This window comes from Demequina sediminis, from assembly GCF_039545075.1.
GTDB lineage: Bacteria > Actinomycetota > Actinomycetes > Actinomycetales > Demequinaceae > Demequina > Demequina sediminis.
Window position 1 is genome coordinate 45,100 of sequence record NZ_BAABRR010000005.1, and the last position, 15,121, is coordinate 60,220.

Annotated in this window: 13 protein-coding genes; 1 reads left to right on the plus strand and 12 read right to left on the minus strand. The window is 72.4% G+C overall.

Annotation, left to right across the window (positions count from 1 at the left end; genetic code table 11):
* Positions 1-44: 44 nt before the first annotated feature.
* Entirely contained in the window at positions 45-4,313 is a 4,269-nt protein-coding gene (gene hrpA / locus ABEA62_RS05770; RefSeq protein WP_425557981.1) for an ATP-dependent RNA helicase HrpA, read from the plus strand.
* On the opposite strand, the gene ABEA62_RS05775 is transcribed toward hrpA, so the two are convergent.
* The 12 genes from ABEA62_RS05775 to ABEA62_RS05830 all read right to left on the minus strand — a co-directional run bounded on the left by ABEA62_RS05775 (position 4,310) and on the right by ABEA62_RS05830 (position 15,119).
* The gene (locus tag ABEA62_RS05775; RefSeq protein ID WP_345379056.1) at positions 4,310-5,230 is read right to left on the minus strand and encodes an RluA family pseudouridine synthase; all 921 of its coding nucleotides are present in this window, start codon (positions 5,228-5,230) and stop codon (positions 4,310-4,312) included. The two genes, hrpA and ABEA62_RS05775, sit on opposite strands and share 4 nt — an antisense overlap.
* Positions 5,223-5,774 (minus strand): signal peptidase II, encoded by a 552-nt coding sequence (lspA, locus tag ABEA62_RS05780; RefSeq protein WP_286216313.1) that lies wholly within the window; start codon positions 5,772-5,774, stop codon positions 5,223-5,225. The genes ABEA62_RS05775 and lspA overlap by 8 nt, the downstream gene beginning before the upstream one ends.
* Positions 5,771-6,223: a TraR/DksA family transcriptional regulator gene (locus ABEA62_RS05785; protein ID WP_286216314.1), complete on the minus strand. Its 453-nt coding sequence runs from the start codon at positions 6,221-6,223 to the stop codon at positions 5,771-5,773. Before ABEA62_RS05785 ends, lspA begins: the two co-directional genes overlap by 4 nt.
* 100 nt (positions 6,224-6,323) lie before the next feature.
* Positions 6,324-7,304, minus strand: a complete 981-nt coding sequence (locus ABEA62_RS05790; protein ID WP_286216316.1) for a DivIVA domain-containing protein — start codon at positions 7,302-7,304, stop codon at positions 6,324-6,326.
* 113 nt (positions 7,305-7,417) lie between these two features.
* Positions 7,418-7,705: a YggT family protein gene (locus ABEA62_RS05795; RefSeq protein ID WP_286216318.1), complete on the minus strand. Its 288-nt coding sequence runs from the start codon at positions 7,703-7,705 to the stop codon at positions 7,418-7,420.
* A gap of 21 nt (positions 7,706-7,726) precedes the next feature.
* Positions 7,727-8,209: a cell division protein SepF gene (locus ABEA62_RS05800; RefSeq protein WP_286216319.1), complete on the minus strand. Its 483-nt coding sequence runs from the start codon at positions 8,207-8,209 to the stop codon at positions 7,727-7,729.
* Between the two features lie 39 nt (positions 8,210-8,248).
* Positions 8,249-8,992 carry a purine nucleoside phosphorylase YfiH/LACC1 family protein gene (locus tag ABEA62_RS05805; protein ID WP_286216321.1) on the minus strand — a complete coding sequence of 248 codons (744 nt, stop codon included), beginning with the start codon at positions 8,990-8,992 and terminating at the stop codon, positions 8,249-8,251.
* Positions 8,993-8,998: 6 nt separating this feature from the next.
* Positions 8,999-10,165 carry a cell division protein FtsZ gene (gene ftsZ / locus ABEA62_RS05810; RefSeq protein ID WP_286216322.1) on the minus strand — a complete coding sequence of 389 codons (1,167 nt, stop codon included), beginning with the start codon at positions 10,163-10,165 and terminating at the stop codon, positions 8,999-9,001.
* 156 nt (positions 10,166-10,321) lie between these two features.
* Positions 10,322-11,335 carry a cell division protein FtsQ/DivIB gene (locus ABEA62_RS05815; RefSeq protein ID WP_345379062.1) on the minus strand — a complete coding sequence of 338 codons (1,014 nt, stop codon included), beginning with the start codon at positions 11,333-11,335 and terminating at the stop codon, positions 10,322-10,324.
* Between the two features lie 61 nt (positions 11,336-11,396).
* On the minus strand, positions 11,397-12,788 hold the full coding sequence (gene murC, locus ABEA62_RS05820) for a UDP-N-acetylmuramate--L-alanine ligase (RefSeq protein ID WP_345379064.1): 1,392 nt from the start codon (positions 12,786-12,788) through the stop codon (positions 11,397-11,399).
* Positions 12,785-13,912 carry a UDP-N-acetylglucosamine--N-acetylmuramyl-(pentapeptide) pyrophosphoryl-undecaprenol N-acetylglucosamine transferase gene (locus ABEA62_RS05825; RefSeq protein WP_286216325.1) on the minus strand — a complete coding sequence of 376 codons (1,128 nt, stop codon included), beginning with the start codon at positions 13,910-13,912 and terminating at the stop codon, positions 12,785-12,787. The genes murC and ABEA62_RS05825 overlap by 4 nt, the downstream gene beginning before the upstream one ends.
* Positions 13,905-15,119, minus strand: a complete 1,215-nt coding sequence (locus tag ABEA62_RS05830; protein WP_286216327.1) for an FtsW/RodA/SpoVE family cell cycle protein — start codon at positions 15,117-15,119, stop codon at positions 13,905-13,907. The genes ABEA62_RS05825 and ABEA62_RS05830 overlap by 8 nt, the downstream gene beginning before the upstream one ends.
* Positions 15,120-15,121: the final 2 nt, after the last annotated feature.

Genomic DNA, 15,121 nt, shown 5'->3' on the forward strand with positions numbered 1-15,121 from the left:
CCGGCACGGTCGGCGATGCCCGTGGGACTTGGGAGAATGTCCGGGTGAGTGACGAGTCCCTGCCCGCGCGCGGCCCCCGCCGGGGTGTCGGCGGCGGCGCGGGCGCCGGCGCCGGAGGCGGCAACCGCCGCGCCGCCAACGGTCGCCGCGGGACCCAGCCCCGGCATCGTCCCCGCGTCAATCCCCGCGCGCTCGAGCGTGCCGCCGCGGCGCGCGCGGCCGTCGAGTTGCCCCCACTCACCTATCCGCCCGAGCTGCCCGTCTCGGCGCGGCGCGAGGACATCGCCGCCGCGATTCGCGACCACCAGGTGGTCATCGTCGCGGGCGAGACCGGCTCGGGAAAGACCACGCAGATCCCCAAGATCTGTCTCGACCTGGGACGCGGTCGTGCCGGGCAGATCGGCCACACCCAGCCGCGCAGGATTGCCGCGCGCGCGGTCGCGGAGCGTGTCGCGGAGGAGATCGGCACGCCCCTGGGTGAGACGGTCGGCTTTCAGGTGCGCTTCACCGACACCTCGAGCGAAAGCACCCTCGTCAAGGTCATGACGGACGGCATCCTGCTCGCGCAGATTCAGCGCGACCCCGAGCTGCTGGCCTACGACACGCTCATCATCGACGAGGCGCACGAGCGCAGCCTCAACATCGACTTTCTGCTGGGCTACCTCACCAACCTGCTGCCGCGACGCCCCGACCTCAAGGTCATCATCACGTCAGCGACCATCGACTCGGAGCGCTTCGCCGCGCACTTCCGGCCGGGTGGCAGGGACGCGGGGGACGATGCCCCGCTCGCGCCGGTGGTCGAGGTCACCGGCCGCACCTACCCGGTCGAGGTCCGCTACCGCCCGCTCGAGGGCGAGGACAAGGGCGACGAGCGCGACCTCATGACGGGCATCGTCGACGCGTGCACCGAGCTCATGACCGAGGGGGACGGCGACATCCTCGTGTTCCTGTCGGGGGAACGCGAGATCCACGACGCCGCCGACGCCCTCGAGGCTCACCTGGGCGACCGCGCCCGCGACCCCCGCCACCCGCGGCGCGTCGAGATCCTGCCGCTGTTCTCACGACTGTCGGCGGCCGAGCAACACCGCGTCTTCGAGCGGCACACCGCGCGCAGGATCGTGCTCGCGACCAACGTCGCGGAGACCTCGCTCACCGTGCCGGGCATCCACTACGTGGTCGACCCCGGCACCGCGCGCGTGTCGCGCTACTCGAAGGCGACCAAGGTCCAGCGCCTCCCGATCGAACCCATCTCTCAGGCCAGCGCGCGCCAGCGCTCGGGCCGCGCGGGACGACTCGCGGACGGCATCGCGATCCGGCTGTACTCCGAGGACGACTTCGAGGCGCGGCCGGCCTTCACCGAGCCCGAGATCCTGAGGACGTCGCTCGCGAGCGTGCTGCTGCAGATGATCTCGGTTGGAGTCGCCTCGTCTCCCGACGAGGTGGCGCGGTTCCCGTTTGTCGAGCCGCCCGACACGCGCGCGATCCGCGACGGCGTGCAGCTGCTCACCGAGCTCGGGGCGATCGCGGTCCGCGAGGGCTCCGCCGGGCCCTCGACCACCGTACTCACCGAGACCGGACGCATGCTCGCGCGACTTCCCATGGATCCGCGCCAGGCACGCATGATCGTCGAGGGCTCGAGGCGCGGTGTCGCGCGCGAGGTCGCGGTCATCGCGGCCGCGCTGAGCATCCAGGACCCGCGCGAGCGCCCGACCGAGCGCCGCGACGAGGCCGACCTCCTCCACCGCCGCTTCGCGGATCCCGGTTCCGACCTGCTCGCGTACCTCAACCTGTGGGAGCACGTGCGCGAGCGCCAGCACGCGCTCTCGGGCAACCAGTTCCGCCGCATGTGCAAGGCAGAACACCTCAACTTCCTGCGCGTGCGGGAGTGGCAGGACCTGGTCCAACAGATCAGGGAGGCCGCCAAGGGGCTCGGCATCGAGATGCCGTATCGCGCACCCTCCCCCGTCGAGGACCCCGAGGGCTCCGGCGCGCTGCGCCATCTGTGGAACGAGGACGCGATCCACCGCAGCGTGCTCGCGGGCCTGCTGTCGCAGATCGGGGCGCAGGACGTCCTCCAGCTCAAGGCGTCGAGCTTCTCGCACCTCAAGGGCGAGGCGCGCGCCAAGGAGATGCGGCGCGCACGCAAGCGCGCCTCGAACGAGTTCATCGGCGCGCGCGGGATCCGCTTCGCGATCAACCCGGGTTCGCCGCTGTCGAAGAAGCCACCCGAGTTCGTGATGGCGGCCGAGCTGGTCGAGACCAGCAGGCTGTGGGCGCGCGACGTCGCGCGGATCGACCCCGCGTGGGCAGAGGAGCTCGCGGGCGACCTTGCCAAGCGCACCTATTCCGAGCCGCACTGGAGCACCAAGCGTGGCGCCGCGATGGCGACCGAGAAGGTGCTGCTGTACGGCGTGCCGATCGTCGCCGAGCGACCCGTGCTGTGGGCCAAGGTCAACCCCGAGGAGGCGCGCGACCTGTTCATCCGCCACGCGCTCGTCGGCGGCGAATGGACCACGCACCACCACTTCTGGCGCGACAACCAGCGCGTGCTCGAGGAGGCGGCCGAGATCGAGGCGCGTTCGCGCACGCGCGGCGTCATCGCCGACGACGAGACGCTGTTCGCGTTCTACGACGCCCGCCTCCCCTCAGGAATCGTGTCGGCGCGCCACTTCGACCGCTGGTGGAAGGACGCCAGGCGCGACACTCCGCAACTGCTGACGCTCACGCTCGAGGAACTGGTACCCGAGAGCGCGGCCGTCGACGCATCGGCCTTCCCCGACGCCTGGCCGCAGCTGGACCTCGAGCTGCCGCTCACCTACCAGTTCGAGCCCGGCACCGATGCCGACGGCGTGACGGTCCACATCCCGTTGGGGGTCCTGCCGCGCGTCGTTCCCGAGGGCTTCGACTGGCTGGTCCCCGGCCTGCTGCCCGAGCTCGTGCTCGCCACGATCCGCGCGCTGCCCAAGGCCGTCAGGCGGCTGCTCGTGCCGGCGCCGGACGCCGCGAGGGAGATCGTCGCGTGGCTCTCGGCACACACTCCCGCGTGGGCGGACGTGGTGCGGGCGGGCGACATGGCCGAGCCGTTCCGCGTCGCCTTCGCGCGCGCGGTGCGTGACCTGCGCGGCGTCGACATCCCCGCGGACGCGTGGGACGGGCTCGACGAGCGTCTGCCCGCACACCTGCGCATGTCCTTCCGCGCCGTCGAGGTGCAGGGCGGGCGCGAGCGCGTGCGCGGAGAGGAGCGCACGCTCGAGGCGCTGCAGCGCGCCCTCGCGCCACAGGCTCAGGATGCGGTGCGCACCGCGGTGCATCGCGCCGCCGAGGCCGCGTCGCGTCCGCGAGCGGGCGCCGATGCCCGAGCCGGGTCCCGCGCGCCGCTCGCCGCGCCGACTGCGCCGACCGCGCGGCCCACGAGTGCCGCGGTGGCCGAGGTCGACGCACTCGCCACGTGGCCCGACATGGACGTGCTGCCCACCGAGGTCGAGGGGACCGTGCACGGAGTGGTGGCCCGCGGCTACCCCGCACTGGTCGAGGAGCGCGCCGGAGGCGTGGCCCGCGCCGCACTCCGCGTGCTCGCGACGGCCACGGACGCGCGGGCGCTCCACGCCAGGGGCGTGCGCCGCCTGCTGCTCACCGAACTCGCGCTGCCCGTCAAGCGCGTCACGACGCGCTGGTCCCCCGCCGAGTCGCTCGCGCTGGGTGCGTCGCCCTACCGCACCACCGAGGCGCTCGTGGACGACCTCCAGCTCGCCGCCGTCGCGGTCCTCACGCCGGCCGCGGCGAGCGTGCGCGACCGCGCGGCGTACGAATCGCTTCGCGCCGACGTGCGCGCGCGCCTCGAGGACGAGGTGCTCGCGACCGCTCGCCTCGCCGCGGCGGCTCTCGCGGCAGCTCGCGACCTCGACTCGCGGGTGCGCGCCGCCACCTCGATGTCGCTGCTCGCGACCCTCCAGGACCTGCGCGAGCAGTCCGCCGCGCTTGTCGGCGAGGGCTTCATCGCCGCCACCCCGCCCGACCGCCTGCGACACCTGCCGCGCTACCTCGCGGCAGCGATGCGCCGCCTTGAGAAGGCCCAGGCCGATCCCTCGCGCGACGCGCAGCTCGCGTGGCAGGTGGGCCAGGCCGTCGAGGCCTACGAGGCGGTCAGGGACGCGCGCGCCGCCGGCCGCCCGGATCCCGAGGTCTCCGCGTCCCTCGAGGCGGTGCGCTGGATGATCGAGGAGCTCAGGGTGTCGCTGTTCGCCCAGCAGCTCGGCACCGACGGCCCCGTGAGCGAGCAGCGCGTGCGCAAGGCGCTCGCCGCACTCGGCTAGAGGCCGCGCAGCGTTTCGAGAGCGGCCGCGAGGTCCGCCGGGTAGGTCGACGTGACACGCACCTCGCCGCCCCGCGTGGGGTGCTCAAACGCGAGCTCCTGCGCGTGCAGCCACTGTCGCGACAGGCCCAGGCGCTTCGCGAGCGTCGGGTCGGCGCCGTACGTGAGGTCGCCCGCGAGCGGGTGCCGCATGGCCGCCATGTGCACGCGGATCTGGTGCGTGCGTCCCGTCTCGAGATGAACCTCGAGCAGCGAGGCGGACGGGAACATCTCGAGCACCTCGTAGTGCGTGACGGACGGCTTGCCGCCCTCGACCACCGCGAACTTCCAGTCCGAATTCGGGTGGCGGCCGATCGGCGCGTCGATCGTGCCCGCGGTCGGATCGAGGTGTCCCTGCGCGACCGCGTGGTAGATCTTCTCGACCGTGCGCTCCTTGAAGGCGGCCTTGAGCGCGCTGTACGCCGGGATGGTTCGCGCCACCACCATGAGACCCGAGGTGCCGACGTCGAGGCGGTGAACGATGCCCTGGCGCTCGGGCGGGCCGGCCTCGGCGAGGCGGTGGCCGGCGGAGGCGAGAGAGCCCACCACGGTGGGCCCTGTCCAGCCGGGCGACGGATGAGCCGCGACGCCGACCGGCTTGTCGACCACGACGACGTCCTCGTCCTCGTATGCGATCGTGAGGCCGCCGGGGATCGGCGGCTCCGGCGCCGCGGGACGCTCGTCGGGAAGGTCGACGGCGAGCACGCCGTCGCTGAGGCGATCCGAGCGGCCCACCGGGCGCCCGTCGAGCACGACCGCGCCCGCGTCGAGGAACTCCGCCGTCTTGGTCCTGGACATGCCCAACAGGCGCGCCAGGGCGGCGTCTGCGCGCTCCCCCACGAGGGCGTTGGGAACGGGCAGGTAGCGGGTGTCAGCCACGCTCACCCGCGCCGTTCTCGGCGGCGGTGACCTCGTCGCCCGACTCCGCCGGGGCATCGTCCCCCTCCGCGGGCCCGCCATCGAGCACGGGGAGCGAGAAGATCCCCGCGATCACGAGCGCCGCGGCGGCGCCCACGATCGCGATGTCGGCGACGTTCCCGACGAACTGATTGCCGTAGTTGATCATGTCGACCACGTGACCCTGGCCAAACGACGGGTCGCGGAAGAGCCGGTCGATGAGGTTGCCGACCGCACCTCCCAGCCCGATGCCGAAGACCACGGCCGCCCAGCTCCGCTGCGCGCGCCTGCCATAGAACACGATCCCGGCCGTGACGAGCAGCGCGACCACGGTCAGCACCCACGTGAACTCGCTGCCGAGACTGAAGGCAGCGCCGGAGTTGAACACCAGCTGGATCGACAGCAGGTCACCCAGCAGCGGGTGCTGCTCGTACGGCTCGAGGGCCGAGAGGGCCCACTGCTTGGTGGCCTGATCGAGGAGGACGACGCCCGCGGCGGCGAGCCAGAACGCCGGCCTCCAGGTCAACGACGCTCCTCGCGCTGCTTGCAGGCGACGCACAGGCTCGCACGCGGGAACGCCATGAGGCGCGCGCGTCCGATCCCCTGGCCGCATGACTGGCATTCGCCGTACGTGCCGGCGGTGATGCGGCGCAGCGCATCGACACTCTGCTCGAGCATGTCGCGGGTGTTGTTGACGATCGACATCTCCTGCTCGCGCTCGAGAGCGGTCGAGCCGGCGTCGGCCTGGTCGTCGCCCGCACCCTCGGAGGTGTGGAGCAGGTCATCGAGCTCGTGCTCGGTGACGCCCAGCTCGGTCACGAGCCGCTCGACGTCGGAGTTGAGAAGCTCGACGATCTGCCGGAGGTCCGCGATCTTCCAGGCCTCGTCGCCCTCGCGCACGGGAAGCTTCTTCGCGTCCGCCGGCTTCAGCTCGGCGGGGTCGACCACCACGATGGTCACATCGGTGCTGCTCATGACTGTCCTCGTCTCTGCCTGGTGAAAGGAGGGTAGTCCCGTTCCGGCGACATAGCAAAGCGCCGCGCCCATCGGCGCGGCGCCCTGCTGGTGGTCGGGATCAGGCGCGCTGGTCGCCCTCGTCCTCCGCGGGCTTGGCCCAGGGATTCTGCGGCGCATACGGCGTGCCGAACTGCGTCGATTGCGGCTGGTAGGCGGGCTCCGCGAGGGTCGGCGTCACGCCCGTGACCGGGGCGAACGGCGCAGCGGGGGCCTGCTGCTCGGGCTCGGCGTCCTCCTGTGCCGCGTCCTCCGTCTCGTCGTGAGACCCGTCGTGAGACTCGTCGTGAGACTCGTCGTCGGACGCGTCGCTCGCCTGCGGCGCGGCACCCCACACGGGCGCCTGGTCCTCGTGCTCGGTGGCGGCCTGCGGCTCGGAGTCGTCCTCGGACACGGCCTCGTGCGCCTGAGCACCCCACACGGGCGCGGCGGCCTCGGGCTCCGGCGTCTCGGCCGAGTCGGAGCCGTCGAGCAGCTCCTCGCCCACGAACGTCGCGACGGGCGCGGGAGCGGTGCCCTCGGCGTGGTCGAGGTCGCCGAGCAGGTTCGACAGGTACGACTTCAGCCGCGCGCGGTAGTCACGCTCGAAGCGGCGGAGGTCATCGATCTTGGTCTCGAGCAGCGAGCGCTCGGACGAGAGCTGATCCATGCGCGCCTTCGCGTCCTGCTCGGCACGCTCGACGATCGACTCGGCCTTCGCCTTGCCCTCCTCGACCAGGCGCTCCTTCTCGGCCTCGCCCGCCTCGACGTACTCGTCGTGGAGCTTCTGCGCCATCGCGAGCATGCCGGTGGGTGTCGGCGGGTTGGGGTCGGTCGCGGCCTGCAGCAGCCCCGTGTCGGGCGACGCCTCCGTGGCCGGGGCCGGTGCGCCGCCGCCCTCCTGGAGCCGCGCCGCGAGCTCGTCGCGCTCGGCGGTCAGCTGCGAGATGGTCGCCGCGACCTCATCGAGGAAGTCGTCGACCTCGTCCTGGTCGAATCCCTCGCGGTACTTGGTCTTGGAGAAGGCCTTGTTGAGCACGTCCTCGGCGGTGAGCATTGACATGTCGACTTGCACCTCGCGTCTGCGTCAGGGCCGGTTGTTCGGCCATACGGATAATTTGTCACTCTACCGACTCACTTATCGGCACGCACTTGAGCGGCCGTGAGCCGGTCTCGTCAGCGGAACGCGTTCAGCGCGACCGACAGGAGCTGCACTCCCAGGAAGACGATGATGAAGGCGAGATCGATGCGCACCTGGCCGAGCGACAACGGCGGTACGACGCGGCGCACCGCCTTGATCGGCGGATCGGTGACGGTGAAGACGCCCTCGACGGCCACGAGACCGGCGCCTGTCGGGCGCCAGTCACGCGAAAACGCCATGACCAGGCTGATCACGACGCGCGCCAGCAAGGCGAGCATGAAGAGGAAGAGGAGGAACTGCAGCGCTCCAATGATGAATGGCACCAGGAGAGCCTAACCTGCCCCTCAGGCCTGGTTGTAGAACGCCTGGTCGTGCTGAGGCTCGTCGTCGATTCCGATCTCGACGTGCGCGGGCGACAGCAGGAACACCGACGTCGTCACGCGCTCGATCGAGCCGTGCAGGCCGAAGGACAGCCCGGCGGAGAAGTCGACGAGGCGCTTGGCGTCGGCATCGGTCATCTCGGTGAGGTTCATGATGACGGGCACGCCCTGGCGGAACGCCTCGCCGATCAGTCGCGCGTCGTTGTAGCTGCGCGGCTTGATGGTCTGGATGCGGCGGAGGTCCGCCGCGGGTGCGGTCGCCGGCGCCGCCTCGCGCGGTGCGCGGGCGTGACGGGAGGCGCTCGCCTTAGTGGCGCTCGCCTGCTTGACCTCGGAGACGTCGTGCAGGTTCGTCACGGGCGCGAGCTCGGGCTCGGCGTACTCGTACTCCTCCTGCTCGTTGACGTCGAAGCCGAGGTACTGGATCGCCTTGCGCAGTGCGCTCATTCTGACCCCCTGGGTGTGATGCGATTGATCGTCTTCACGTTAGGGCCGTCCCCGCGGCCGGTCAGGGACCGACACGCCGCACACCACCACCCCGGCCTGGCGACCGGTCACCCCGTCGCGGCGGTGCGAGAACAGGCGGGGATCCTCGGCGGTACAGGACCGATGCCTGAGCACGGTCGAGAAGCCCAACTCGCCCAGTCGGACCTCCGCCGCGCGCGCGAGGTCGAGCGCCGGCGAGCCCGTGCGGGTGACGGCGCGGGCGGCGGGATGGCGCGCCGCTACCTCCTCGCGCATCGGGGCGGGAACCTCGTAGCAGCGCCCGCAGATGCCGGGGCCGATGCTCGCGGAGAAGTCGCCGCGCGCGCGAGGGCCTCGCAGGTCGAGCAGCGCCGCCACCGCCGCGTCGATCGCGCCGCGGCGCAGTCCCTCGCGCCCGGCGTGGACCGCGGCGACGGCGCCCGACGCGGTGTCGTGGAGGAGGATCGGCAGGCAATCCGCCGCGATCGCGGCGAGAGCGACACCGGGAACGCACGTCACGAGGATGTCGCCGGGCCCCGGCTCCTCGCCGGGCGACGTGACCTCGACCACGCCGATCCCGTGGACCGCGGTCAAGAAGGACACGGGAGCGCCCGCGGCGGCGGAGACGGTCGCGCGATTGAGCGCGACCGCCTCCTGCGCGTCGCCCACATGAGTGGCGACGTTGAGCGACGCGTACGGAGCCACCGACACCCCTCCCTCACGGGTGGTGAAGAAGGCGCGAACGGGAAGCCCGGCGTCGAGCACCCCGTGTTACCGCAGGAACTCGGGAACGTCGAGGGTGTCGGCCCCCTCGCGCGGCGCGGGCCTCGTAGGGATCGCGTCCGTGGCGGGCGCGGGCTCGGTCGCGTAGGGGCTCGCGGGCAGCACGTCGGTCTCGACGGGTGCGTCCACGGGCTCGAGCTCCTCCGCCTTGGGTGCGGGTGCGGACTCGATCGTGCCCAGTGCGCCCGCGTGCGTGCGGTGCGTGGGGGCGCCGCCGTCGAAGCCTGCCGCGATGACGGTGATGCGCAGCTCGTCGCCCAGCGAGTCGTCGATTACCGTTCCGAAGATGATGTTCGCCTCGGGGTGAGCCGCCTCGCGCACCAGGCGCGCGGCCGTCTCGACCTCCTTGATGCCCAGGTTCGAGCCACCGGAGATCGACAGCAGCACGCCGTGCGCGCCCTCGATCGAGGCCTCGAGCAGCGGGGACGCGATCGCGCCCTCGGCCGCCTCGAGCGCGCGGGACTCGCCGCGTGCGCTGGCCACGCCCATGAGCGCGGTACCCGCGCCCTGCATGACGGACTTGACGTCGTTGAAGTCGACGTTGATGAGGCCCGGCGTCGTGATGAGGTCGGTGATGCCCTGCACGCCGCCCTGGAGCACCTGGTCTGCGGCCGCGAAGGCCCCGAGCACGCTCAGTTGAGCGTCCGAGATGTCGAGCAGGCGGTCGTTGGGGATGACGATCAGGGTGTCGACCTCGTCGCGCAGGTTGGCGATTCCCGACTCGGCCTGGTCGGCGCGGCGACGGCCCTCGAAGCCGAACGGGCGCGTCACCACTCCCACCGTGAGCGCGCCGATCGCGCGCGCGATGCGCGCCACGACGGGCGCGCCGCCCGTGCCGGTGCCGCCTCCCTCACCCGCGGTGACGAAGACCATGTCGGCACCGCGCAGCGCCTCCGCGATCTCGTCCTCGTGGTCCTCGGCCGCCTTGCGGCCCACCTCGGGGTCGGCTCCCGCGCCGAGGCCGCGCGTCAGCTCGCGGCCGATGTCGAGCTTCACGTCCGCATCGGACATGAGCAGCGCCTGGGCGTCGGTGTTGATCGCGATGAATTCGGCGCCCTTGAGGCCGACGTCGATCATGCGGTTCACGGCGTTCACGCCGCCGCCGCCCACGCCGACGACCTTGATGTGCGTGATGTAGTTCTGCGGTGCGGCCATGTGCCAGTCCCTTTCAACCTTAACCCTCAAGTTGAGGGTTATAGTTATGTCAAGTCGTTCACTGTCGAAGGTACGGGCAGGGGTCGCTCATGACGGCCCGACACGCGCGGCGCGGCGCGAATTATCGGCGCACGCGCAACCGCAGCGGGGAGTCTGCTACTTCTTGGTGGTCGGCAGCGTCGGGGCCGAGACGTCGATGACGGACGCGTCGCGCGCCTGGCCCGAGTCGAGCAGCACCTGCAGGACGCCGGCCTTGAGCGCGGAGTCCTCGGCGCTGCCCCACTCGACGCGTGGTCCGTCGCGCAGTTCGAAGGTCACCGTGTCCTCGGTGGACGCGCTGACGTCGCTCACGCGCTCGCGCAGCGCGACGGGCAGTTGGTTCACCACCCCCAGGACGGACTCGAGCACGCGCACGTGGTCCTCCCCCACCGGCACGGTGACCACCGGCAGCGACTCCTGCGCCTCGCCCGCGCGGCCCACGCGCGTGGCCTCGGCGTCGACCAGCCAGAACCCACCCTCGCCGTCCGGTACCGCCGCGACGGGCTCGCGCGACGTGAGCTCGACCAGCAGCCCGCGCGGCCACACGCGCTCGATGGTCGCGTCGCGCACGCCTGGCACCTCCCTCAGCGCGTCGGCGAGGCGCGACGTCGCGAGCGTCGCGAGCGAGGTGCCCTCGTACTCCGCGATCACCGCATCGACGTCGGCGGGGTCGACCACGGTGCCAAAGCCGGACACCTCGGCCTGCTCGGGATCGAGCGCGAGGACGGGCGAGGCCACCACGATCCACACCAGCAGCGCCGAGAGCGCCACATACCCGGCACGTCGCGCCCACACGATCGCGGACAGGCGGCGCTGCGCCGCCGCCTGCTCTTTGAGGCGCGTCTGGAGGCGCAGCGTGACGTTGCCCAGCTGCTCGGCCGCGGCACCCGCCCCACGAGCCGTGCCCCGCCTCATCGCGCCCATGAATCGCGAGCCCTCGGTGGCGTTCACGTCTGCGGTCGCGCGTGCGCGCGGACGCCGCGCGGTCGAGACCTGCCAGGCCGCGGCCGGGTCCCGAGGCTCATCCGAGGCGGGGGTGGCGCGCGCGGGAGCGTCCTGCGGACGCTCTCCCGTGACCGCGGTGCCCGAGCGAGGCCGCTCCGGCACCGCCGGAGCGGGGCGCGCCGGCATGGCCGGCCTCGCGGGCACAGCCGGCCGTGGAGGCATCGCCGGGCGCGGCGGCCTGCGCGCCTCAGCCATCCGAGTCCTCGGCGGGCGTGGCGGCGGCCTCGCGGGTCGCGAGGCGCTGAAGGATCCAGTCGGCCGCGAGCGTCACGGTCCCCGAGCCCACGGTGAACACCGTGTCGCCCGGGCGCGCCAGGTCGGCTGCGAGCCGCGCGGCCTCCTCGAGGTCGTCCGCGAGCACCAGGGACGATCCCTCCGGCATGGTCGCGTGCGCCGCGATGGACGCGGACGTCACTCCCTCGATGGGGTCCTCCCGATCGCCGTGGACAGGCGCGAGGACCACGGCGGTGTCGGCGACCGACAGCGCGCGACCGAAACCCTCCGCGTGCATCTGCGTGCGAGTGAACAACGCGGGCTGGAACAGCACGACCATGCGTCCCACTCCCCCGTCGCGCGCCGCGCGCAACAGCGCAGCGACCTCGGTGGGATGGTGCGCGTAGTCGTCGATCACCCGCACCCCCGCCGCCTCGCCCCGCAGCTGGTACCTGCGCCCGGTGCCGGCAAAAGAGGCGAAGGATGCGGCCGCCGCCGCGGGATCCGCACCCATCTCGATCGCGGCGAGCCACGCGGCCGTCGCGTTGAGGCGGTTGTGGTGGCCGGGCGACGAGACCATGAGGGGGACCTCGCGTCCCGCGTGAGTCACGGTGGTGCCCCCCACGAGCGCGTCGGCCTCCAGCCCGGACGATGCCGTGGCATAGGTGAGCACGCGCGTTCCCGCCGCGCGGGCACGGTCCGCGAGTCCGCGCACGACGGGATCGTCGACGCACGCGACCACGGTGCGAGACTGCGCGGCGAAGTCGCCGAACGCGCGATGCAGGTTCTCGACCGTGCCGTGATGGTCGAGGTGGTCGGGCTCGATGTTGAGCAGGATCGCGACCTCGGGCGAGTAGCGCAGGAACGAGCCGTCCGACTCGTCGGCCTCGAGCACTGCGATGCCGGCCGAGCCCGCGTAGCCCCCCGCGACGGCACCCTCGATGCCGAACACGCGGGCACCCACCGCGAAGCCAGCGTCGATGCCGCTCGCGTGCAGGGCGTGAGCGACCATCGCCGAGGTGGTGGTCTTGCCGTGCGATCCGGCAACCGCGACGAGCCGCTGCCCCTCGAGGGCCACCACGAGGGCCTCCGAGCGGTGCCACACGGGGATGCCGAGCTCACGCGCGCGCGCCAACTCGACGTTGGTCTCGCGCACCGCGGTGGACACCACGACCGCGGTGGCGCCGTCGACCAGGCTCGCGTCGTGGCCGATCCGCACGTCCATGCCTGCGTCGCGCAGCGCGAGGAAGTACGCGCTCTCGCGCAGGTCGGTGCCGGTGACGGTGTAGCCGCGCGCGGCGATGAGGCGCGCGACGGCGGACATGCCCGAGCCGCCGACCGCGATGAAGTGAATGCGATCGGTCATGCCGCCGCCTCCGCAAGGGCCGCCTCGATGAGATCCGCGAGGCGGGCCGCGCCGTCCGCGATGCCGATCCCGCTGGCCGCGGTCCGCATCGCGCCTGCCGTGTCGGGGTCGAGCAGCATGGACTCGACCTGCAACGTGAGGATCGCGGGAGTGAGGTCCGCGTCCCGCACGAGCGCGGCGGCGCCCGCCTCGACCGCGGCGGCGGCGTTGAGGGCCTGCTCGCCGTTGCCGTGCGGCAAGGGCACATACAGCGCGGGCAGCCCCAGCGCGCCGATCTCGCACACGGTCGCGGCGCCCGACCTGCAGGCGACCGCCCCCGCGGCGGAGAAGGCCTCCGCCATGTCGTGCGCGTACTCCGCCACGGCGTACATCCCCCGATCCGCGGTCGGCAGCGCCGCGCGTGCGCGGTACGCCTCCTCGGTCTTGCCCCTGCCCGTGAGGTGGATGATGTGCACGCCGTGTCCGACGAGCGTGCCCACCGCCTCGGCGAGCGCGGCGTTGAGGCTCGCCGCCCCGAGCGAACCGCCGAAGGCGAGCAGCACCGGGGCATCCGGCGACCAGCCGCGCGCCTCGCGTGCCGCCGCCGCGGCGGCGGCACGGGACGTGGGGTCGGCGAGCGTGCGCGAGAGGTCCTCGATCTCGCGGCGCAGCGGCAGGCCGGTCACGACCGCGCCGCGCAGCGGGGTGCCGGGGAAGGTCACCGCGACGTGCGACGTGAGCCGCGCGCCGAGCTTGTTGGCGATGCCCGGCTTCGCGTTCGCCTCGTGCACGATGATCGGCAGGCCGCGTCGACGCGCGGCGACGTAGACCGGCGTCGAGACATATCCGCCGAAGCCGACCACGGCATCGGCCCTCACCCGATCGATCGCGGCCTCGGCGTCACGGATCGCGCGACGCAGCCGCGCGGGGAAGCGCAGCGCGGCGACGTCGGGGCGGCGCGGAAACGGAACCTTGTCGATCTCGATGAGGTCGAGTCCCGCGCGCGGGACGAGGTCGGCCTCCAGTCCGTCGGCGGTGCCGACCGCCGCGACCGTGTGGCCGCGTGCGACGAGGGCCGATGCGCACGCGAGGAGCGGGTTGACGTGTCCGGCGGTGCCGCCACCGGCGAGCAGCAGGCTAGCCACGGCGGCGTCCTCGCGACAGGACCGCGAGCGAGCGCCGCACCACCGAGGGGCGGGCAGCGAAGGCCTCGGCGGCGCCGGGCTCGTGGCGGGCGTAGGACATGAGGACGCCGACGGCGACGAGCGACATGATGAGCGACGAACCTCCGGAGGAGACGAGGGGAAGCGGCACGCCGGTCACGGGCGCGAGCTCGAGGACCACCGCGATGTTGATGGTCGCCTGGCCGACGATCCATGCGCCGATCGCGGCGCCCGAGATCTGCACGAAGCGATCCGTGGAGCGCGTGACGATGCGCGTGACGGCGATGAGGATCATCGCGAAGGCGGCCAGCACGAGCAGCGTGCCGATCAGCCCGAACTCCTCGCCGATGATCGCGAAGATGTAGTCGTTGTCGGAGGCGGGCAGCCAGCCCCACTTCTCGCGGCTCATGCCGGGGCCGAGGCCCCACAGGCCGCCCGACGCGAGCGCCCACGTGCCGTGCGTCGACTGCCAGCAGGCCTGGATGTCCTCGCACGACCCGCTCGCCCACTGCATGATGCGGGCGATGCGGGTCTCTCCCGAGTTCAGCAGGACCAGGATGCCGACCCCGGCGAACGCGCCGAAGAGACCGAAGAACCGGGCCGGCACCCCCGCGACCCAGAACGCGACCGCGACGAGCAGCAGCATCACCATCGCGGTGCCCATGTCGCGTCCCGCGAGCACGAGCCCCAGCACGCCCAGCGCGACGATCCCGCCGGGCACCATCACGTACTTGAGGTTGGTGAGCCGGTGCCGGAACATGGACAGCACCACGCCGAGGTAGAGCGCGAGGCCCAGCTTGGCGACCTCGGACGGCTGCAGGCTGAATCCCGCGATGCGGATCCACGCGCGGTTGCCTCCCGACGAGAAGCCGGTGGCGAGCACGAGGATCAACAAACCGATCGAGCCGAACAGGGCGAAGGGCGCGACCCGCTTCCAGAACGTGGGCGACACCCGCGAGCCGACCGCGAGGCCAGCGAGGCCGATCACGAGCGCGATGACCTGCGTGATGAAGTGCGAGTAGGCGTTGCCGGAATCCGTCCGGATCGACGTCACCGATGAGCTCGAGAGGACCACCGCGAGGCCCAGCAGGACCAGGATCGTGGTGCCGGCCACCAGCAGGTAGGAGGTCGCCATCGGGGAACGCCAGGCCGTGACGCTGGTCTCGGGCCGTGCCGCCGTCGCCGTCATGT

Bases quoted from the DNA above. Each gene is read 5' to 3' on its own strand.
- ABEA62_RS05785 (WP_286216314.1), bottom strand. From the start codon at position 6,223: ATGAGCAGCACCGATGTGACCATCGTGGTGGTCGACCCCGCCGAGCTG.
- ABEA62_RS05790 (WP_286216316.1), bottom strand. From the start codon at position 7,304: ATGTCAATGCTCACCGCCGAGGACGTGCTCAACAAGGCCTTCTCCAAG.
- ABEA62_RS05800 (WP_286216319.1), bottom strand. From the start codon at position 8,209: ATGAGCGCACTGCGCAAGGCGATCCAGTACCTCGGCTTCGACGTCAAC.
- ftsZ (WP_286216322.1), bottom strand. From the start codon at position 10,165: ATGGCCGCACCGCAGAACTACATCACGCACATCAAGGTCGTCGGCGTG.
- ABEA62_RS05815 (WP_345379062.1), bottom strand. From the start codon at position 11,335: ATGCCGGCGCGCCCCGCTCCGGCGGTGCCGGAGCGGCCTCGCTCGGGC.
- murC (WP_345379064.1), bottom strand. From the start codon at position 12,788: ATGACCGATCGCATTCACTTCATCGCGGTCGGCGGCTCGGGCATGTCC.
- ABEA62_RS05830 (WP_286216327.1), bottom strand. From the start codon at position 15,119: ATGACGGCGACGGCGGCACGGCCCGAGACCAGCGTCACGGCCTGGCGT.